General features: G+C 74.6%; 16 protein-coding genes. 11 read left to right on the forward strand and 5 right to left on the reverse strand.

Annotated features, from left to right (window positions below; genetic code table 11):
• Positions 1 to 4 precede the first annotated feature (4 nt).
• Complete coding sequence (gene fxsT, locus ACTEI_RS19175; protein ID WP_122978911.1) at positions 5 to 3,862, forward strand: FxSxx-COOH system tetratricopeptide repeat protein; 3,858 nt, start codon at positions 5 to 7, stop codon at positions 3,860 to 3,862.
• A 19-nt stretch (positions 3,863 to 3,881) separates the two neighbouring features.
• Here fxsT and ACTEI_RS19180 read toward each other — a convergent pair whose 3' ends face one another.
• Positions 3,882 to 4,799, reverse strand: coding sequence for an alpha/beta fold hydrolase (locus ACTEI_RS19180; protein WP_239082416.1), 918 nt, complete (start codon positions 4,797 to 4,799; stop codon positions 3,882 to 3,884).
• 321 nt (positions 4,800 to 5,120) lie between these two features.
• On the opposite strand from ACTEI_RS19180, the gene ACTEI_RS19185 reads away from it, so the two are divergent.
• From ACTEI_RS19185 to larE, 3 genes are all read left to right on the forward strand, one after another.
• Positions 5,121 to 7,931 carry an FAD-binding and (Fe-S)-binding domain-containing protein gene (locus ACTEI_RS19185; RefSeq protein WP_239082415.1) on the forward strand — a complete coding sequence of 937 codons (2,811 nt, stop codon included), beginning with the start codon at positions 5,121 to 5,123 and terminating at the stop codon, positions 7,929 to 7,931.
• A 215-nt stretch (positions 7,932 to 8,146) separates the two neighbouring features.
• Positions 8,147 to 9,151: a hypothetical protein gene (locus ACTEI_RS19195; protein WP_239082414.1), complete on the forward strand. Its 1,005-nt coding sequence runs from the start codon at positions 8,147 to 8,149 to the stop codon at positions 9,149 to 9,151.
• A gap of 304 nt (positions 9,152 to 9,455) precedes the next feature.
• Complete coding sequence (larE, locus tag ACTEI_RS19200) at positions 9,456 to 10,295, forward strand: ATP-dependent sacrificial sulfur transferase LarE (RefSeq protein ID WP_122978914.1); 840 nt, start codon at positions 9,456 to 9,458, stop codon at positions 10,293 to 10,295.
• Between the two features lie 207 nt (positions 10,296 to 10,502).
• Here larE and ACTEI_RS37155 read toward each other — a convergent pair whose 3' ends face one another.
• Entirely contained in the window at positions 10,503 to 10,706 is a 204-nt protein-coding gene (locus ACTEI_RS37155) for a hypothetical protein (RefSeq protein WP_164465790.1), read from the reverse strand.
• Positions 10,707 to 10,785: 79 nt separating this feature from the next.
• Here ACTEI_RS37155 and larB point away from each other — a divergent pair, with 79 nt between their 5' ends.
• The 5 genes from larB (at position 10,786) to ACTEI_RS19230 (ending at position 16,368) form a co-directional block, all read left to right on the forward strand.
• Positions 10,786 to 12,888 carry a nickel pincer cofactor biosynthesis protein LarB gene (gene larB / locus ACTEI_RS38455; RefSeq protein WP_244940691.1) on the forward strand — a complete coding sequence of 701 codons (2,103 nt, stop codon included), beginning with the start codon at positions 10,786 to 10,788 and terminating at the stop codon, positions 12,886 to 12,888.
• 48 nt (positions 12,889 to 12,936) lie between these two features.
• Positions 12,937 to 13,767, forward strand: a complete 831-nt coding sequence (locus ACTEI_RS19215) for a patatin-like phospholipase family protein (protein WP_122978915.1) — start codon at positions 12,937 to 12,939, stop codon at positions 13,765 to 13,767.
• 191 nt (positions 13,768 to 13,958) lie between these two features.
• Complete coding sequence (locus ACTEI_RS19220) at positions 13,959 to 14,711, forward strand: DsbA family protein (RefSeq protein ID WP_122978916.1); 753 nt, start codon at positions 13,959 to 13,961, stop codon at positions 14,709 to 14,711.
• A complete protein-coding gene (locus tag ACTEI_RS19225) occupies positions 14,708 to 15,328 on the forward strand; it encodes a vitamin K epoxide reductase family protein (protein WP_203723669.1) in 621 nt (206 codons plus the stop codon). The genes ACTEI_RS19220 and ACTEI_RS19225 overlap by 4 nt, the downstream gene beginning before the upstream one ends.
• 164 nt (positions 15,329 to 15,492) lie before the next feature.
• Positions 15,493 to 16,368 carry a hypothetical protein gene (locus ACTEI_RS19230; RefSeq protein ID WP_122978917.1) on the forward strand — a complete coding sequence of 292 codons (876 nt, stop codon included), beginning with the start codon at positions 15,493 to 15,495 and terminating at the stop codon, positions 16,366 to 16,368.
• Here ACTEI_RS19230 and ACTEI_RS19235 read toward each other — a convergent pair.
• On the reverse strand, positions 16,343 to 17,245 hold the full coding sequence (locus tag ACTEI_RS19235; protein ID WP_122978918.1) for a LysR family transcriptional regulator: 903 nt from the start codon (positions 17,243 to 17,245) through the stop codon (positions 16,343 to 16,345). The genes ACTEI_RS19230 and ACTEI_RS19235 overlap by 26 nt on opposite strands.
• Positions 17,246 to 17,332: 87 nt before the next feature.
• Here ACTEI_RS19235 and ACTEI_RS19240 point away from each other — a divergent pair, with 87 nt between their 5' ends.
• Positions 17,333 to 18,421 carry a DMT family transporter gene (locus ACTEI_RS19240; RefSeq protein WP_122978919.1) on the forward strand — a complete coding sequence of 363 codons (1,089 nt, stop codon included), beginning with the start codon at positions 17,333 to 17,335 and terminating at the stop codon, positions 18,419 to 18,421.
• Here the strand turns inward: ACTEI_RS19240 and ACTEI_RS19245 are convergent.
• Positions 18,399 to 18,938, reverse strand: coding sequence for a DUF5565 family protein (locus tag ACTEI_RS19245; protein ID WP_122978920.1), 540 nt, complete (start codon positions 18,936 to 18,938; stop codon positions 18,399 to 18,401). The genes ACTEI_RS19240 and ACTEI_RS19245 overlap by 23 nt on opposite strands.
• A 494-nt stretch (positions 18,939 to 19,432) precedes the next feature.
• The gene (fliQ, locus tag ACTEI_RS19250) at positions 19,433 to 19,702 is read right to left on the reverse strand and encodes a flagellar biosynthesis protein FliQ (protein ID WP_122975918.1); all 270 of its coding nucleotides are present in this window, start codon (positions 19,700 to 19,702) and stop codon (positions 19,433 to 19,435) included.
• Between the two features lie 248 nt (positions 19,703 to 19,950).
• Between fliQ and ACTEI_RS19255 the strand changes: the two genes are divergently transcribed.
• The gene (locus ACTEI_RS19255) at positions 19,951 to 20,370 is read left to right on the forward strand and encodes a nitroreductase family deazaflavin-dependent oxidoreductase (protein WP_122978921.1); all 420 of its coding nucleotides are present in this window, start codon (positions 19,951 to 19,953) and stop codon (positions 20,368 to 20,370) included.
• The last annotated feature ends 74 nt before the right edge of the window (positions 20,371 to 20,444 follow it).

Here is a 20,444-nt window from a genome sequence, read left to right on the forward strand (position 1 = left end):
GACCATGGTGGACCGCGAGGGGCAGATCGTCACCTTCTACTCGTACAAGGGCGGCACCGGGCGCACCATGGCGCTGGCGAACGTGGCGTGGATCCTGGCCGCCAACGGCCACCGGGTGCTGGCCGCCGACTGGGACCTGGAGTCCCCCGGCCTGCACCGGTTCTTCGCCCCGTTCCTGAGCCCTGAGCAGGTGGCCACCACGCGCGGCGTGATCGGGTTGATCACCGAGTACCAGTGGGCGACCCTGCCGCGCGACGAGCGGGGCAACGGCCTGCCGGAGACCGAGCGACCGGCCGACTGGTACCGCGAGTACGCCAAGGCCGAGCGGTACGCCTTCTCGATCAACTGGGCGTTCCCCGGCGGCGGCTCGCTCGACGTGCTGCTGGCCGGGCACAGCAGCCTGGAGTACGAAGCCAGCCTGAACGGCCTCAACTGGGAGGACTTCTACAACCGGCTGGGCGGCGCGCACTTCTTCGACGCGCTGCGCGAGGACATGAAGAGCCGCTACGACTACACCCTGCTGGACAGCCGGACCGGGCTCAGCGACGTGGCGGACATCTGCACGATCCACCTGCCGGACGTGATCGTCGACTGCTTCACCCTCAGCGAGCAGGGCATCGACGGCGGCGCGTCGGTCGCCGCGCAGATCCGCACCTACGAGGACGAGCGGCTGCGCCGGATCCTGCCGGTGCCGATGCGGGTCGACAACGGCGAGCAGTCCAAGGCCGACGCCGGCCGCACCCTGGCGAGACGGCGCTTCACCCGGCTGCCGGCCGGGATGACCGAGGAGGAGCGGCGCAACTACTGGTACGAGGTGGAGGTGCCGTACCGCACCTACTACGCGTACGAGGAGATGCTGGCCACCTTCGGCGACGAGCCCGGCAACCCGGCCAGCCTGCTGTCCTCGTACGAGCGGCTGACCGGTTACATCACCGATGGGCGGGTCAACCGGATGCCGCCGCTGGAACCGGGCCTGCGCCGGCAGGTGGTGGCCCGGTTCGAGCGCAAACCCGCCCTGGTCGAGGAGACCCTGATGCTGCGGTACGCCCCGCAGGACCAGGTGTGGGCCGAGTGGGCGCTGGCCGTCTACACCGCCGCCCGGCTGCGCGTCGTCGACGGCGGCCGGTCCGGCGAGCCGGCCGATCCGGGCACCCGGGAGGTGGTGCTCCACTCCGACGAGTTCGCCGGCACCGGCAACCGTTCCGCGGTGGCGCTCTGCGTCGGCGACAGCACCCCGGCCCCGGACGAGTTCGACGCCTGGGACTCGCTCCACGGGCACGGCGCCGAGTCGGCGATCGGGCGCGCGTTGCGGCTGGTCGGCGCGGACGACCGGGGCGCCGCCGACTGGCACGCGACGCTGCCGCGCTACCCCGGCGAGTTGCCGCAGGTGCAGAATCCGCCGACCCGCAACCCCCGGTTCACCGGCCGCGACTCCGAGCTGCGCCGGATCCGGGAGACCCTCAAACGGGCCGGGGGCACCCCGGTGGCGCTGGTCGGCGGCGCCGGGACCGGCAAGTCGCAGCTGGCCATCGAGTACGCACATCGCTTCGCCGGGGCCTACGACGTGATCTGGTGGGTGCCGGCCGACCCGCCCCAGTTCGTCGAGACGATCATGGCCGACCTCGGCGCCGAGCTGAACTATCCGCGGCGCGCGACCCTCGACGACACCGCCGGCGTGGTGGTGCGCCGGCTCAGCCGCGGCGGCGGCCGCGAGGGCACCCCGCTGCGCTGGCTGCTGATCTTCGACAACGCCGACCGGCACGCCGACATCGCCCGCTACCTGCCCCGCGGCAACGGGCACCTGCTGGTCACCACCCGCAACGCCGAGTGGGGCGACGTCGCCAAGGTGATCGAGGTGGAGGGGTTCAGCCGCGCCGAGAGCATCGAACACCTGCGGTTCCGCGTCGGCACGCAGGCGATCACCCGGGCCGAGGCGGACCGGGTCGCCGAGGCGGTCGGCGACCTGCCGATCCTGGTGGTGCTCGCGGCCGCCTGGCTGCACGACACCGGCCGCTCGGCGCAGGAGTACCTGTCCGGCCTGGAGAAGTCCGGAACGGTGCGCAACGCCGCCATCGGGGTGTGGGAGGTCATCCTGGAGCGGCTGCGCGCCACCTCCAACGGCGCCTACCGGCTGCTGCAACTGGCCTCGGTGCTGCAGCCGGACATCTCGCTCAGCCTGCTCTACAGCGACGAGGTGGCCCGGGTCATCGCCCAGTACGACAAGGACGTGGCCCGCCAGCTCGCCGACCGGATGTCCGAGCACGACGTCACGTCCGCCCTGATGCAGCCGATCAACCGGCTGTCGCTGGTCAAACTGGACCCGGAGAAGCGGCGGGTCACCGTGCACCGGCTGCTGCAGAGCGCGCTGCGCGACCGGATGGCACCGGAACGCCTCGCCGAGGTCCGGCACGCGGTGCACCGGGTCCTGGCCCGGGCCCGGCCGGCCGGCGAGGTCGAGGACGCCCAGACCTGGGACGCGTTCCGGCTGCTCTGGAGCCACCTGGACGGCTCCGACCCGGAGGGGTGCCGCGACGACGACGTGCGCCAGCTGGTGATCGACCGGATCCGGTACATCTATCTGGTCGGCAGCTTCCGGCAGGGCCTGGACTACGCGATCCGCGCCGACCGGCGGTGGAGCGCGCAGCTGGAGACCCTGTCACCGGACGACGAGGACCGGCACGCGCTGCTGGTGCGGCTGCTGCACCTGCGCTTCCACCGCGGGAACCTGCTGCGCAGCCTGGGCGAGTTCCGGCAGGCGCTGGAGCTGGACCGTGAGACGCTGCGGGCGCAGGAGGACCTGATCGGCGACAGCCACCCGTACACGCTGTTCACCGCCGGCAGCTACGGCGCCGACCTGCGCGCGCTCGGGCACTACCAGGAGGCGCTGCAACGCGACATCCTCACCTACCGGCTGTCGGCGGACCGGTTCGGCGAGGACAACCGGCGCACCCTGGCGTTCGCCAACAACCTGGGCACGTCGTACCGGCTGACCGGCGACTTCCGGCGGGCGCTGGACATGGACCGGACCACGCTGCAGCGGATGACGCAGACGCTCGGCGACGATCATTTCCGCACCCTGCTGTCCGCCAACAACGTCGGCCGGGACCTGCGCGAGGCCGGCGAGTACCGCGAGTCGGTGAACCTGCTGCGCGGCGTGCGCCGCGGCTTCGAGAAACTGTACGGTCAGCACTCCCGGGACGCGCTCAGCGTGCAGACCAACCTGGCGGTGTCGATGCGCGGCGCCGGGCAGGTCGACGAGGCACGGGAGCTGCTCGACGAGGCCTACGAGCGGCTCACCGTCGTCCTCGGCCCGGAGAGCCCGGAAACCCTGATCACCCGGCTGAGCCGGGCGGCCACCATGCTGCTGACCGAGGACTTCGCCACGGCGCGGGCGGAGTTCGAACAGGTCGAGAGCATCCTGGTACGCCGGTTCGGCGAGGGGCATCCGTACGTGCTGATCGGCCGGCACAACCTGGCGGTGGCGCTGGGCGAGGCCGGCGCGGTCGAGCTCGCCCTGCCGATCGCCCGCGCCACCACCGGGGCGCTGCGCGACAAGCTGGGTGAACGGCACCCGGCAACGATGGCCGCCGAGAACAACCTGGCGCTGTTCCTGATCGAGTCGGGCGAGCGCGAGACCGGCCGGCAGCTGCTGGCCGACACCGTCGACCGGCTGATCTGCACACTGGACGAGGACCACCCGGACACCTACCTGAGCCAGGGCAACCTCGCGCTGACCGGCCGGACCGACCATCTGCAGATCGCCGAGCAGCTCGCCGAGCGGCTCGGCTCCGACCACCCGACGGTGCGGTCACTGCACCGGCGGCGGCGCGTCTACCGGATCCTCGACCCGCACACCTACTGACCGGCCCCGGGCCGGCGGCTCAGCGGGCCAGGCCGGCGACGACCGGGCGGGCGGCCAGCCAGCGCAGCGTGCGCGGCAGCTCGGGCATCGCGTCGAAGTGCGCGGCGCCCGGGCGCACGTCCAGCTCGGCGGTGCCGATCTGGTGGGCCAGGTAGCGCGAGTGCACCGCCGGGGCGAAGGTGTCCTCCCCGCCGTGCCACAGCCGCACCGGGGCGGTGATCGCGCGCAGGTCGACCTGCCAGTCCCGGCGCAGCGCGAACAGGTCGTCGATCCAGCCGTACGGCCCGTTCTTGATCGCGTCGCGGTAGGACAGCCGCAGCTGCCGCCGCAGCGCCGCGTCGCTGACCACCCGCTGGTCGGCGACGGTCATCTGCTCGGTCAGCAGCCCGAGCAGGAAGTCCGGATCGGTGCTGATCTCGGTGGCCCGGCGGCGGATCTCCGACTCCAGCTCGGCCGGGTCGGTCACCGCCTTGCTCATCTGCTCGTGATTGTCGTCGTTCATCCCGTCGAACCAGCCGGGCGCACCCGCCGGGGCCAGGCTGACCAGCACCGCGACCCGGATGATCCGGTCACGCAGCGCGGCGTCGGCGGCGCAGGCCAGCGCGTGCGGGCCGCCGCCGGAGCGGCCGACCACCGAGAACCGGTCCAGCCGGAGCGCGTCGGCGATGGCCCGGACGTCCTGCGCGGCGTGCGCCACGTCGCGGCCGCGGACCCGGTCGGAGTCGCCGTAACCCGGGCGGTCGTAAGTGATCAGCCGGATGCCGAGCCGGTGCAGCACGATGCCGCGCGGACGGGGGCCGAGGCGGCTGCCGGGGGTGCCGTGCAGCAGGACGACCGGGAAACCGTGCGCTGGGCCGAGAACCTCGAAGGCGATCCGGCGGCCGTCCCGCGGGCGGCGCACCAACCGGGTCCCTGACGCGGCATCGGCCACCGTCACCCCGCCCTCCCTGAAAAAGCTGACAGCGTCCGAGCCTAGACCCCCGTGCCCCGCGTACGCCATGACGTCCTGCAAGTATTTCAGCGATGGGTGCCGGACGCCCGTAACCGCCCGTGCCAAACCGCTGAGCAGGACGGATATCCGCCGACCGGGGCACGACAGCGCCTTGCCCGTACGATCCGGGGCCGCCCTCGCGTACCGGATCGGGCCGGTCTGTGACCTGCGCGACCGCGTCCCGCGCTGCGGGAAGGCCGACCCACCCGCGTCTACCATGTCGGTAATGTGCTCGCACTGCCCGCCGACAGATTGCCCTGAACAAACGTGACAACCGCAGCGATCCCGACCTCCCTCGTCCATGCCCTGGCCGGGGCGGGCGTGTCCGACGTGCTGACCGACACGGCACACCGAGCGGCGTACGCGAGCGACGCCTCCCTGTACCGGGTGGTGCCGCAGGCGATCGTCCGGCCGCGCCACGACGACGACGTGGCGGCGACCCTGCGGGTCTGCCGCGAGCTCGGGATCCCGGTCACCGCCCGGGGCGCGGGCACCTCGGTGGCCGGCAACGCGATCGGCCCCGGGGTGATCCTCGACTTCAGCCGGCACATGAACCGGGTGCTGGCCGTGGACGGCGAGGCCCGCACCGCGCGGGTGCAGGCCGGCACGGTCCAGGCGACGCTGCAGGCCGCCGCCCGGCCGTACGGGCTGCGGTTCGGGCCGGACCCGTCGACGCACACCCGCTGCACCATCGGCGGCATGATCGGCAACAACTCGTGCGGCTCCCGGACCCTCGGCTACGGGCGCACCTCGGACAACGTGGTGGCGCTGAGCGCGTACACCATCGACGGGCAACGGCTGGTCACCGATCCGCTGCGGGGCGCCGAGAAGATCACCGGCGCGCTGCGCGACCTGATCGGCGCCAACCTCGCGGTCGGCCGGACCGAGTTCGCGACCTTCGGCCGCCAGGTCTCCGGGTACGCCGTGGAGCACCTGCTGCCGGAGAACGGTTTCAACCTCACCGAGTTCCTGGTCGGCAGCGAGGGCACGCTGGCCGTGGTCACCGAGGCGACGGTGCGCCTGGTCGCCGACCCGGCGTACCGCACGCTGGTGGTGCTCGGCTACCCGGACTTCGGCGCGGCCGGCGACGTCATCCCCGGCATCCTGCAGTTCCGGCCGACCGCCTGCGAGGGCCTCGACCACCGGATCTGCGACGTGGTGCGCAGCCGGCGCGGCCCGGACGCCGTCCCGCCGCTGCCGGCCGGCACCGCGTGGCTGATGGTCGAGATCGCCGGTGACGACCCGGACGAGGTGCGCGACCGGGTGGCCCGGCTGGTCGCCGCCGCCGGGGCGGAGGACTCGCTGGTCGTCGAGGACCCGGCGAAGGCCGCTCCACTGTGGAAGATCCGCGAGGACGGCGCCGGGCTGGCCGGCCGCGCGCCGTCCGGCCTGCCCGCGCACGCCGGGTGGGAGGACGCCGCGGTGCCGCCCGCCAAGATCGGCGCGTACCTGCGGGACTTCGACGTGCTGGTCGAGCGGCACGGGCTCAGCGCGATGCCGTACGGGCACCTCGGCGACGGCTGCGTGCACGTGCGGCTGGACTTCCCGCTGGACTCCCCGGGCGGGCCGGGCCGGTTCCGGGCGTTCCTGGAGGACGCGGCCGACCTGGTGGTCAGCTACGGCGGGTCGCTCTCCGGCGAGCACGGCGACGGGCGGGCCCGCAGCGAGCTGCTGAGCCGGATGTACTCGCCCGCGGCGATGGACCTGTTCCGGCAGATCAAGCACACCTTCGACCCGGACAACCTGCTGAACCCGGGGAACCTGGTGGACCCCGACCCGGTGGACGCGAACATCCGGGTGTCGCAGGCGCGGAAGGTCACCACCGGGCTGGCCCTGGCCTACCACCACGACGGCGGGGATTTCAACCAGGCCGTGCACCGGTGCACCGGCGTGGGCAAGTGCCGCGCCGACACCACCGTGCTCGGCGGGGTGATGTGCCCGTCGTACCTGGCCACCAAGAACGAGAAGGACTCCACCCGGGGGCGGGCCCGGGTGCTGCAGGAGATGCTCGACGGTGACCTCGCCCCGGACTGGCGGGCCGAGGCCGTGCACGACGCGCTCGACCTCTGCCTGGCCTGCAAGGGCTGCGCGTCGGACTGCCCGACCGGGATCGACATGGCGGCGTACAAGTCCGAGGTGCTGCACCAGAGCTACCGGCGCCGCCTGCGGCCCCGGTCGCACTACTCGCTGGGCTGGCTGCCCCGGTGGTCGCGGCTGGCGTCCCGGATGCCGCGCCTGGCCAACCTGATGACCGGCCTGCCCGGCATCCGCCGCCTCGCCCTGTTTGCGGCGGGCGTGGACGCGCGGCGCTCCATCCCGACGTTCGCCGACCGGACGTTCCGGGCGTCGTTCACCCCGGCCGCGACCGGCAAGCCGGTCATCCTGTTCGTGGACAGCTTCACCGACCACTTCGCGCCGGAGATCGCCCGGGCCGCGGTCGACCTGCTCACCGACGCCGGCTACGCCCCGCAGATCACCAGCCGTACCGCGTGCTGCGGACTGACCTGGATCACCACCGGCCAGCTCGACGCCGCCCGGCGCATCCTCGGCGCCACCGTGCAGGAGCTGCACGAGGCGGTCAAGCAGGGCGTCCCGATCGTCGGGCTGGAGCCGTCGTGCACCGGCGTGCTGCGCGGCGACGCCGTCGAACTCGTCGACAACGAGGCGGCGCGGGCGGTCGCCGGCGCCACCAGAACGGTGGCCGAGCTGCTCGCCGCCACACCCGGATGGACCCCGCCGTCGCTGGACGGCGTCCGCGTGATCGCCCAGCCGCACTGCCACCACCACGCGGTGATGGGCTGGGAGGCCGACGCCAAGCTGCTCAAGCGGGCCGGGGCGACGGTGAAACGGCTCGGCGGCTGCTGCGGGCTGGCCGGCAACTTCGGGGTCGAGCGCGGGCACTACGAGGTGTCCGTGCAGGTGGCCCGGCAGCAGCTGCTGCCGGCGCTGGAGAAGGCCGAGGAGGGTGACATCTTCCTGGCCGACGGGTTCTCCTGCCGCACCCAGGCCGGCGACCTGGCCGACGTCTCCGGCGTGCACCTGGTCCAGCTGCTGGCCGACGCGCTGCCGAAGCGCTGACCACCCGGATCCGGACCTTCACCTGGGCCGACCACGACGCGGTCGCCGCGGTGTGGGCGGCGGCCGCCCGGGAGGGCGTGCCCCGGGCGGAGCTGACGGGCGCTCGGCTACCTCCCGATGCCGGGCGTGCTGTGCACCAAGCCGCTCTGAGCGCACGGCCCCGCTGACCGCCCGGCGGGGACGGGCGGGCTGGCACGGGCGTGGTCGAATGGGGCGTGTTGCTCCTCGCTCCCCTGCTCGCGGCCGCGGTGACGGCCGGCCCGGTCTGCACCATCGACGACGAACGCCTCGACGAGCTGTCCGGCCTGGTCGCGACCGCCGACGGATACATAGCGGTCAACGACGGGGCCGACCAGGCGTCCCATCGGAAGATCTTCTACCTGGACCGGGACTGCTCGGTCGCGAAGGCGGTGTCGTACCCGTCGCGCCCGCGCGACACCGAGGACCTGCAACTCGGGCCGGACGGGACGCTGTGGGTGGGCGACATCGGCGACAACGGCAACAACCGTGACACCGTCGCGGTGTGGAAGCTGTCGCCCGGGGCGGCGAAACCGCGCCTGTACCGGATGTCGTACCCGGACGGGGCGCACGACGCGGAAGCGCTGCTGATCGGGGCGGACCAGACCCCGATCGTGGTGACCAAGTCGGCGGGGTCGGCCGGGATCTACGTCCCGCAGGGGCCGCTGCGGTCCGGCGGGACGACTCCGCTGCGACGGGCCGGCGAGGTGGCCGTGCCGTTCACCACCACCGGCAATCCGTTCTCGCTGGCCGGCCGTCTGGTGATCACCGGGGCGGCGGGCAGCCCGGACGGGACGCGGGTGGTGCTGCGGACCTACGCGGACGCCTTCGAGTACACCGTGACCGGCGGCGACGTCGTCGCGGCGCTCACCTCCGGCGCCCCGCGGCAGATCGCGCTGCCGGACGAGCCACAGGGCGAGGCGGTCGCGTACACCGCCGACGGGACGGCGCTGCTCACCGTCTCCGAGGGAGCCCGGCCGGTGCTGCGCCGCTACCCGCTGCCCGCCGCCTCGCCGTCGGCGTCCCGCCGGTCGGCCGCCGCTGCCCCGCCGGCATCGACACCCGCCGCGCGGGCGGCGGCGCCGGCATCGGACGAGACCCGGCCACCGCTCGTGGCGATCCTGCTGGCGCTGCTCGCCGGGACCGGCGCGGTGCTGGCCACCGCCGCGCTCCTGCGCCGCCGAGCCGGTCGCCGGACCTGATCCGATGACGACACCCCCAACCCGCACCGGGCGGCCGCCGAACCGGATCCGGTGACGGCGCGCCACAGCACCGGGCTGAGCGCCGAACCCGATCCGGTGACGGCGCGCCACAGCACCGGGCTGAGCGCCGAACCCGATCCGGTGACGGCGCGCCACAGCACCGGGCCGAGCGCCCAACCCGACCCGGTGACGGCGCTCCGTACCGCCGGGCCGGTCGTCACCGCATGGACCGACCGGGCGCGGGAACGCTTGCCATCCGTCCCGGGCTGCGATGAGCTGGAAGCCGCCGAGAGAGGAGAGCACGATGGCCGGCACGGAGCTCGACGATGCGGTGACCCGACTCGGCACGCTGCTGACCGGAATCGATCGGCTGGCGGTGGCGTTCTCCGGTGGCGTCGACTCGTCGCTGCTGCTGGCCCTCGCGGCGCGGGCGCTCGGCCGGGACCGGGTCCTGGCCGTGCTGGGCGTCTCCCCGAGCCTGCCGGAGGACGAGCGGGCCGCCGCGCACGAGGTCGCCCGCCACCTCGGGGTCCCGGTCGCCGAGGTGCTCACCCGCGAGGGCGACCGCGCGGCCTACCGGCGCAACGGACCGGACCGGTGTTTCCACTGCAAGGACGAGCTGTTCACGCGGATCGGTGACGAGGTGCTCGCCGCGTACCGGGTGGACGCGGTGGCGTACGGGGAGAACGCCGACGACGCCCGCCGCCCGGACCGGCCCGGCGCCCGCGCCGCCGCCGCGCACCGGGTGCTGCGGCCGCTGGCCGACCTCGGCCTCGGCAAGTCCGACGTGCGCCGCCTGGCGCGGGCCTGCGGCCTGCCCTGCGCCGACAAACCGGCGGCGCCCTGCCTGGCCTCGCGGATTCCGCACTTCAGCGAGGTCACGCCGGTCAAGCTGGCGCAGATCGAGCAGGCCGAGGCGGCCCTGCGCCGGCTGGGCTTCGCCGATTTCCGGGTACGCCATCACGGCGACGTCGCCCGCATCGAACTGCCCCCGGACGATCTGCCGCGGGCGGTACGCACACCGCTGCGGGAAGCGCTCCACGCGGCCGTGGTGGCCGCAGGTTTCCGGTTCGCCGCCCTGGACATCGCCGGCATCCAGTCGGGCGCCTTCACCCTGCCGCTGGTCCGGGCCGCCCGTGACTGACCGGCCTGCGCCCGGCCCGGCCGCCACCCCGGCCGGTTTCCCGGCCCCGCCCGTCGACCCCTCCCCGACCAGCGGCATCGCCCCGGTTCCGACCGGCGCCCACGCGCCCGCCCCTCCTCCGCCCGCTGCCGCCCGGCCCGCCGACCCCGCCCCGGCCGGTGCCCGGGTTGGCGGCCCGGGCCCCTGTTCCGCGGCGAGCACCGCCGGTCACGCTGGCAGGGCCGCCGGTTCCGATGCCAGCACCGCCGGTTCCGATGCCAGCGCCGCCGGCTCTGCTGCCAGCACCGCCGGTTCCGCTGCCAGCACCGCCGGTTCCGCTGCCAGCACCGCCGGTTCCGCTGCCAGCACCGCCGGTTCCGATGCCAGCACCGCCGGTTCCGATGCCAGCACCGCCGGTTCCGATGCCAGCACCGCCGGTTCCGATGCCAGCACCGCGGGCCGGGCCGGCGCCGAGCCGGGGGCGGCGCCGCTCGACTACGCCGACCTCGACCTGGACCGGGCCGCCCGGCGCGGATATCCGGAGGCCGTCTTCTGCGCCGGCAAGACCCCCGCGCAGGTCGCCGGGATCGCCGCGACAATCCGCGCTCGGCCGGATGTGACCACCCTGTTCACCCGGGCCGAGCCGGCGCACGCCGCGGCGGTGCTGGCCGAGCTGCCGGACGCCCGGCACGACGCCGACGCGGCGCTGCTCGCCTGGCCGCCCACTCCCCCGCCCCCGGCCGGCGGCCTGGTGGTCGTCATCGCGGCCGGCACCTCCGACCTACCGGTCGCCCGTGAGGCCGAACTGACCGCGCGCTACCTGGGCCGGCCCACCGAGCTCGTGGTCGACGCCGGGGTGGCCGGGCTGCACCGGATCCTGCGCCGCCTCGGCCTGCTGCGCCGCGCCCGGGCCGTCGTGGTCGCCGCCGGGATGGACGGCGCCCTGCCGAGCGTCGTCGCCGGGCTGATCCCCGCACCGGTGATCGCGCTGCCGACCTCGGTCGGTTACGGCGCCGCCTTCGGCGGCCTGGCGCCGCTGCTGTCCATGGTGAACGCCTGCGCTCCCGGGGTCGCGGTGGTCAACATCGACAACGGGTACGGCGCGGGCCATCTCGCCGCCCAGATCGCCGCGGACCCGCCCATCGCCCCCGCCCCACCCGCCACCGGGAGCCGCCCGACCCCCTCGGCGCCCCCGGACACCGCAACCACCACCCTCCCGGCCCCGGACACCGCAACCACCACCCTCCCGGCCCCGGACACCACGGTCGCCAGCCGCACGACACCGGACCCGGCCCGGACTGCCCCCGCGACACCCGACCCGGCGAAGATCACCCTCGCGGCACCGCACGCGGTCGAACCGGCCGCGCCCGGCGCCGCCCAGCGCCCGTCCCCCGGCCCGGGCGCGGCAACCCCGGGCCGGCACGCGTGGATCGACGTGTCCGCCGGGGTGGCCGGGGACATGCTGCTCGGCGCGCTGCTCGATGCCGGCGCCGGGGTCGCGGCGGTGCAGCGGGCGGTGGACGCGGTGGTGCCGCAAGCGGTGCGGATCGGCTTCGGCCAGGTGACCCGCGCCGGGTTGCGCGCCGGCCGGGCGTACGTCGAGGTGGTCGCCGCCGAACCGCCGCGGCGCGCCTGGACCGAACTGCGCGCCGTGCTGGCGGCGGCGCGGCTGCCCGCCGCGGTCCGGGAGCGGGCGCTCGCGGTGTTCGCCCGGCTGGCGCAGGCCGAGGCGCGGGTGCACGGGATCGAGCCCGGCGACGTGCATTTCCACGAGGTCGGCGCGCTCGACGCGATCGCCGACGTGGTCGGGTGCTGCGCGGCCCTGCACGAGCTCGGCGTCACCTCGGTCTCGGCCGGGCCGGTCGCGCTCGGCTCGGGGCGGGTGCGCGGGGCGCACGGTGAGCTGCCGGTGCCCGCGCCGGCCGTCGCCGAGCTGGCGCTGGGCTGGCGGGTGTGCGCGGGTGGCCCGGGCGAGCTGGCCACCCCGACCGGGATGGCGCTGCTGCGGACGTTCGCCCCGGTGTGCGAGGACCTGCCGGCGATGACGCCCGGCGTGGTCGGGGTCGGCGCGGGTGGGCGGGACCGGCCGGACCGGGCCAACGTCGTACGGATGATGATCGCGGCCGAGGGGGACGCCCCGCCGCCGGTGACCGTGCTCCTGGAGGCCAATGTCGACGATCTCGACCCGCGGCTGTGGCCGGGCGTGCTCGCCGGTCTGCTCGACGCCGGCGCGGCCGACGCGTGGCTGACGCCGATCGTGATGAAGAAGGGCCGCCCCGCGCACACGCTGGGCGTGCTGTGCCCGCCGGAGCGCGTCGCCCGGTTACGGGACCTCGTCTTCGAGCACACCAGCACGCTGGGGATACGCGAGTCGGTACGGCGCCGGACGGTGCTGGAGCGCTGCCTCGTGCCGGTGCGGGTGGCGGGCGAACCGGTCATGATCAAGGTGGGCCACCGCGGCGGCGTGATCGTGCAGGCCATGCCGGAGTTCGAGGAGGTGGCCGCACTGGCCCGGCGGCTGGGCCGGCCGCAGCGGGTGGTGCTGCGGCAGGCGGCGGCCGCGGCGGAGGCGGCCGGGCTGACGCCGGGCGCGCCCGCGCCGGCGGCGGGGTGACCTGGCCGCCCTTGTGACCGGACGGCGCGGTGGTTACCGTTCGTTTCCGTGACGAAAACTCTCGTTCTCGGCGGCGGCGGCGTGACCGGCATCGCGTGGCACCTCGGCCTGCTCTGCGGGCTGCAGCGGGCCGGCGTCCCGCTCGGCGACGCGGACACCGTCATCGGCACGTCCGCCGGGTCGGTGGTCGGCACCGTGCTGGCCGCCGGCGTGGACCTGGAGGCCGCGGTGGACGGCCAGGAGCGCGATCCCGGACCGCCCCGGTCACCGCGGCGCGGCGTGGGCGGCGGCCCATGGCTGTCCGCGCTGGCCGTGCTGGTCGACCCGGACGTGCCGGCCCGGCAGGCCCGGGCCCGGGTGGGCGCGATGGCGCTGGCCGCGGTCACCCAGGACGAGCAGAGCTACCTGGCCCGGATGGCGCCGCTGCTGCCGGTGCGCGACTGGCCCGCCCGGGATCTGCGGCTGGTGGTCGTCGACACCGCCGACGGGCGGGATGTGGTCCTCGACGCCGCCTCCGGGGTGCCACTGTTGAGCGCGGTCGCGGCCAGCTGCGCGGTGCCCGGGCTGATGCCGCCGGTCACCATCGACGGCCGGCGCTACATGGACGGCGGGGTGCGGCTGGGCGCCGGCGCCGACCTGGCCGCCGGCGCCGACCGGCTGGTGGTGGTCGCGCCGCTGGCCATGCTCGGCCGGGAGCGGATCGTCGAGGAGATGGCGGCGGCCGAAGCTGGCCGCAGCCTGCTGATCGAGCCGGACGAGGCGGCACTGACCGAGATCGGTCCGGACTTCATGGACCCGGCCCGGCGGCCGGCCGCGGTCCGTGCCGGGCTGCGGCAGGGCGCGGCGCTCGCCGACGCGGTACGCGCGGTCTGGTCCTGACCCGGCCACACCCGTACGGGCCGGGGCTGTCCTCGGCGCTCGCCGCCCACCGCCCGCCCGCGCCTCGGCGCGGCCCGGCAGCCGGGTACCGGCCGATGGTCCTGCTGATTACGGACCTTTCACCTTGGTCACGCGTCACGATCCTCCAGCAGGCTGAACCTGACGAAGTCGGGCGCGGGAGGGTGAGCGCGGTGGGCAAGCAGGCACGGGACCGGTCCAGGGAACTGCGCAAGGCGCAATTGGCGATCGCCGAACAGCGGGGCAAGCGGCGGCCGCTACGGATCGCCGGGGCGGTGATCATCGCAGGCCTGCTGATCGCGATCGGCGTGACCGTGGTGAACGCGGTCGGCTCGGGTTCCGGCGGTTCCGGCGCGCTGGTCGTGCCGAAGGGCGCCACGGACAACGGCGCGCTGGTGCTCGGCAAGGCGGACGCGCCGGTGAAGCTCGAGGTGTATCTCGACTACATGTGCCCGTACTGCGGCCGGTTCGAGCAGGCCAACAGCGGCGAGATCGACAAGCTGATCGCCGGTGGCCGGACCCGGGTGGAGCTGCACCCGCTGTCGTTCCTGGACCGGATGTCCCGGGGCACCCGGTACTCCACCCGCTCGGCGAACGCGGTCGTCACCGTCGCCGACCGGGCGCCGGAGAAGGTGACCGCGCTGAACGCGGCGCTGTTCGCCGCCCAGCCGGAGGAGAACACCGAGGGCCTGAGCGACGCGCGGATCGCCGAGCTGGCACAGCAGGCCGGCGTGCCGCAGGAGGTCGTCGACGTCTTCGACGACCGGATCTTCGAGCCGTGGATCGCCAGGTCCACCGACGCCGCCTTCGAGTCCGGGATCACCGGCACCCCGACCGTGAAGATCAACGGCGAGGTCTTCAAGGGTGACCTGTACACCGCCGGGCCGCTGACCCAGGCCGTCACCGCGGCCGCGGGGCAGCAGTGAGCACGCCGCTGGCGGTGGTCCGCCGGGTACGGCACTCCAACACCTGGATCTTCGGCACGATGCTGTTCTCGGCGTGCCTGAGCCTGCTCGCCTCGTTCGTGCTGTCCGTCGACGCGATCCGGCTGGCCGAGGACCCGGACACCGCCCTGTCCTGCAACATCAACTCGGTGATCAGCTGCGGCACCGTCGCGCTGTCCTGGCAGGCGCAGCTGTTCGGCTTCCCGAACGCCTTCCTCGGCCTGGTCGCCGAGCCGGTGGTGATCACCCTGGCGGTGGCCGCCCTGGGCGGGGTGCGCTTCCCCCGCTGGTTCATGTGTGCCGCGCAGACCGTCTACACGCTCGGCGTGATCTTCGCCTACTGGCTGTTCTACCAGGCGATGTTCCACATCGGGGCGCTGTGCCCGTGGTGCCTGCTGGTCACCGTCTCGACCACGCTGGTGTTCGCCACCCTGACCCACGTCAACATCCGCGACGGCAACCTGCCGCTGCCGGCCCGGATGCGTCCGGCGCTGAAGTCCGCGATCGAGGCGGATCTGGACGCCGTGGCGGTGACCATCTGGCTGCTCGCGCTGGCCCTGCTGGTGCTGACCAGGTACGGCACCCAGCTGTTCGCCTGAGCCGCGCTCCGCGCGGACTCCGGCAGGCGGCTCCGGCAGGCGGCTCCGGCGGCCGGGCCGGGGCCGCCGCCCCGGGATCCCGGTGGCCGGGGCGCCGCCGGGTTCCGGTTTTCCGGACCGACGTGCGAGCATTCTCTCTGACCTGCGGTAACAGGGAGTGGAACATGCGTACGGTGTCTCGCCGGGTCACGCTGCGGCGGGCCGATCTCGACGGCGCGGCGTGCGGCGCGCCGGCGGAGATCGTCGAGGCGCTGCGGGGGCGCGACACGGTCACGGTCGTCCTGGAGCACCGGGTGAAGGGCATCACCGCGATCCGCGAGGTGTTCGAGGCCGGGCTGCGCCAGGACGACGACGGCTGGCGGTTCACCGGGATCACCTGGCCGTCCGACCTGCGGACCGGGATGCGCGTGACGGTGACCTGGCAGGCCGGCCGGGACGCGGTGGTCATGCGCACCAGGACGCTGGAGGACCCGCTGCGCATCGACGGGGTGAACTACTACCACGAGTACGACCCGGAGGTGGTCACCCGTGACTTCGTTCCGGGCGCCTCGAACCGGGGCGCGGTGCTGAACGCGGTACGCCGGCTGGGCCGGGTCTTCTCCGACGGCAGCGCGGTGTTCCCGGAGCCGGCGCTGGCCCGGCAGGCCGGGCTCGGCCGCGGCGCGAAGGGCGCGTTCCTGCTGAAGAACGCGGTGGAGCAGCTCATCCGGGAGGGCTACGTGACCCGGGTGGAGGGCAGCGTCGACCCGGCCGGTCAGCCGGCCTATCCGGCGGTGGCCGGCGGCGAGCCGGTCGACCTGCTGTTCTACGCCCCGCTGGTGGAGCCCGCCCCGCACCCGGACGAGGACGCCGAGACCGGCGGTGAGCACCACGAGCGCCGGGAGCACTGGGTGAAGGGGTTCATCCGCAAGCTGCCGCCCGGCGCCCAGCCGTCGGAGAAACAGCTTTCCGCCTACCAGCGCGCGCTGGAGAACGAGCAGATCGACGAGACCCTGGAGCCGGGCTACACGTACGTCAAGAAGCATCACCGCCACGGCTGACCTCGCGCAGCACGTCCAGGACCGTCCGTGCCGCCGCCCGGTGCAGGGTCTCCGGGCGGGTCAGCACGTCGATGTGCCGCCCGGCCGGCAGGTCGTCGAGCGGGCGCAGGACCAGCCGCTGGTCGGGGCGGGTGGTGCGAGCGGGCAGCAGGGCGATGGCCGCTCCGGCGGCGACCATCGAGGCCGCGACGGTGAACTCGTTGATCCGGTGCACGATGTCGAGCGGCCGGCCGGCGGCGGCCGCGATCGCGGTCAGCACGCCCTCCAGCGGGAAGCCCTCGTGCACGCTGATCCACGGCCCGCCGGCCACGTCCACCGCGGTCAGCCGCGCCTTGGCGGCCAGCGGGGAGTCCGCGGCCATCGCGACGTAGACCGGTTCGAAGATCAGCGGCAGGACGGTCACCCGGTCGGCCGGCCACGGCGGGCTGTGTGCCAGCCGGTGGGCCACGACCAGGTCGTAGTCGCCGGCCAGGCCCGGGAAGTCGGCGTGCGCGACGTCCTCGTCCGCGCAGCGCACCGGCGGCCCGCCGGCCGCGGCGAGCCGCTGGATCAACGGCGGGAACCAGGTCAGCGCCGCGCTGTGGAACGCGGCCACGCTGACCGGGGCGGCTGGGTCGTCGAGGTACGCCCCGACGGCCCGGTCCGCCCGGTCCAGCGCGGTGATCACCTCGACGGCCGCGGCGGCGAGCGCCCGACCGGCCTCGGTCAGCGCCAGCCGCCGCCCGCTGCGCGTGGTCAACGGCACCCGCGCCGCCCGTTGCAGGGTGTTCAACTGCTGGGACACCGCGGACGGCGTGATGTGCAGCGCGCGGGCCACGGCCGCGACGCTGCCACGGTCGCCGAGCTCGCGTAACAGCCGCAGGTGGTGCGGATCCATCAGGCTCCACTACATCGTCGATTCAGAGGTTGGCCTCTTGTCTACCGGATCGGCGGGTCCCAGGCTCACCCTGTGTCGAGGAGTCGGATGAGTGACGCGCTGCTGCTCGCGGTGGCGGTGGTCTGGGGAAGCAGCTATCTGACCGCGAAGACCCTGGTGGTCGCCGGTGGTGTGCTGGTCGTGCTGGCATGGCGGTTCCTGGTCTCGGCGGCGGCGATGCTGCCGCTGCTGGCCCGCCGCCGGCCGGGTCGGCGCGAGCTCGGCGTCGGGCTGCTGCTGGGCGCCACGCAGGCGTCCGTCCTGGCGCTGGAGACGTACGGCGTGGCGCGGACCAGCGCGACCAACGCGGGCGTGCTGATCAGCCTGACCATCCTGCTCACCCCGGTGCTGGAGGGCGTGCTCGGCCGGCGCTGGCTGCCCCCGGCGTTCTTCCTGGCCGCAGCGGCCGCGGTCGGCGGCGTCACGCTGCTGGTCGCCGGCCCCGGACTGCGGGCGCCGTCGGCCGGCGACGCGCTGATCCTGGCCGCCGCCGTGGTCCGGGCCGGCCACGTCACCCTGTCGGCGCACCTGACCCGTGACCGGCCGTACGACACCACCACGCTGACCGCCCTGCAGACCCTGACCGGCGCCGCGGTGTTCACGGTGGCGGCCGGCCCGGCCCTGGTCCCGGCGACGGCCGGGTTCGGTGCCACGCAGTGGCTGGCCGTGCTCTACCTGGCGCTCGGGTGCAGCGTCTTCGCGTTCGTCGTCCAGCTCTGGGCGATCCGCCGCACCTCGGCGTCGCGCGCCAGCCTGCTGCTGGGCACCGAGCCGGTCTGGGCGGTGCTGTTCGGCACCCTGCTGGCCGGCGACCGGCTGGGGCCGGTGTCGGTGGCCGGGATCGCGCTGGTCCTGCTCGGCGTCTACGGCGGCCAGCGGGTGGAGGCGCGCACCCGGTCCGGCGGCGCGCCCCAGCCGGAACCCGCCCCGCCCACCGCGGAAACCCCGGCGACCGCGGAAACCCCGGTCACCACCGGAACGCCCGCCACCAGGGGATTCCCGGCGACCGCGGGAATCCCCGCCACCGCGGGAACGCCCGGCACCACCGGCATCCCGGCCACCACGGGAACGCCGGCCACCACGGGCGTGGTGGCCACGGCCGGTATGCCGGTGGTCAGGCGAAGTCGCGGTGCTTGAGCTTGGCGCGGCGGCCGTCCGGGTGATGCCAGACGATGCCCTCGTACCGTGGGTGGGCCAGGATCCACGCCCGCAGCCCGTCCAGGTCCCGCGGCACGTCGAAGCGTTCCGCGGCCGCGTGGGCGATCAGCTCGTGACCCGCGGTCCGCTCCGGATTGCCGTTGATCTTCGGGCCGATCAGCTCGTAGGTGCCCGGCTGCCAGTCCGCGCGGCGGGCGACCGCCTCGGCGTGACACGTCGCGTACGACGACTGGGCGATCGGCTCCCAGCCGACCGTCTTACCGGTGTTCTCGTCGGTCATCACCGGGCGGTAGCCGGGCGGCCGGGTGCGACCGGGCCGCACCTCGCGGCGCGCCCACCAGACGCCGTCCTCGTCGAGCAGCACGCACGTTCCGTCGTATTTCCGCGTCGCGACGCCCTCGCCGGCGAGCACCCAGCGGCACTCGGGGTTGGCCTCGGGCAGCACCCGCTTGCGGTTGTCCGGATCACGCCGGAACACCGTCGGAATCTTGCGCATGTCGACATCCTTGCAGGCCGGTCCAGCCATTAACGCCGCCGAAGGCCCCGGCGGCGGTGACCGGCGCGGCCTCCCGCAGCGCGGGCCCGCGCGACGCCGGCGCGCGACGCGCCTCCCGGCCCGCGGCGCACGTCCCGACCCGCGGCGCACGTCCTGGCCCGCGGCGCCCGTCCCGATCCGCGGCGCCCGTCCCGATCCGCGGCGCACGTCCCGATCCGCGGCGCACGTCCCGGCCCGCGGCGCACGTCCCGGCCCGCGGCACGTCCCGGCCCGCGGCGCACGTCCCGATCCGCGGCGCACGTCCCGGCCCGCGGCGCACGTCCCGATCCGCGGCGCACGTCCCGATCCGCGGCGCAAGTCCCGGCCCGCGGCGTACCTTCCGGCCCGCGACGCGGCCCCGCACGTCCGGCGCGCGACGCGCCGCCCGGTGTGCGGACACGAAAAAGGGGCCGCCCCACCGGGCGGCCCCTTGTCGAGATCAGTTCTGGGCTGGATCAGCGCAGCAGGTCGGGGACCCGCTCGAACAGCTGCTCGGTGTAGGTGAGCATCTCGTGCAGCATCCAGTTGCCGGTGAACAGCAGCACCGCCCCGATCGCGACCGCCTTCGGCACGAACGACAGCGTCGCCTCCTGGATCTGCGTCACCGACTGGAACAGCGAGATCGCGAAACCGATCGCGAGGGCCGTCAGCAGCACCGGAGCGGACATCTTCGCCGCGATGCTCATCGCCTGCAGTCCCAGCTCAACCACCATCGTGTCGGTCATGCCCCCCAGTTCGGGCGGCCGGGCGGCCCGCGGAGTGCCGACCGGTCACCTCCCGGTTGCCGTTCGGTTCGCGCCACCGGAACCCTCAAGTCCGCCACCCGAGCGCCGCACGCCCGGGCCGCGCCCGCGGCGGCGTGGTTCGCGGGCGCGCCACGGCGGCCGTGCACGGCGGATCGGGGTGACCGGGATCGCCGAGCGCGGGCGATTCGTGCCGGGCGGCGGACATCCGGGCGGGGTAGGTTGGCGGCATGGTTTCTGCGATCGAATTGCACGGCGACCCGCACGTCGCCCGGTACCTGGAGACCGACGGCGAGGACGGGTTCCACTGGCGCAACGGGACCGAGATCCTGATCCTGTTCACCAAGGGCCGCAAGTCCGGGGAGCAGCGGACGCACGCGCTGATCTTCCGGGAGCACGAGGGCGCCTACCTGGTGGTCGCCTCGAAGGGCGGAGCGGCCGCGCCGCCGGCGTGGTTCGTGAACCTGAGCGCGGACCCGCAGGTCGAGGTCCAGATCAAGGGGGACCGCTTCCCGGCCACGGCGCGCGTCGCGACCCCGCAGGAGAAGCCGGCGATGTGGGCGAAGATGGTCGAGGTCTGGCCGGACTACGACGAGTACCAGAAGAAGACCGACCGGGAGATCCCCGTGGTGGTCCTCGAACGCGCCTGACGCTCGATCACCCGGCGGCGCGCGACACCGCCGGGTGATCACCCCGGGCGGCGTCGCGCGCCGCCGCCCGGCCC

This window comes from Actinoplanes teichomyceticus ATCC 31121 (assembly GCF_003711105.1).
Lineage (GTDB): Bacteria > Actinomycetota > Actinomycetes > Mycobacteriales > Micromonosporaceae > Actinoplanes > Actinoplanes teichomyceticus.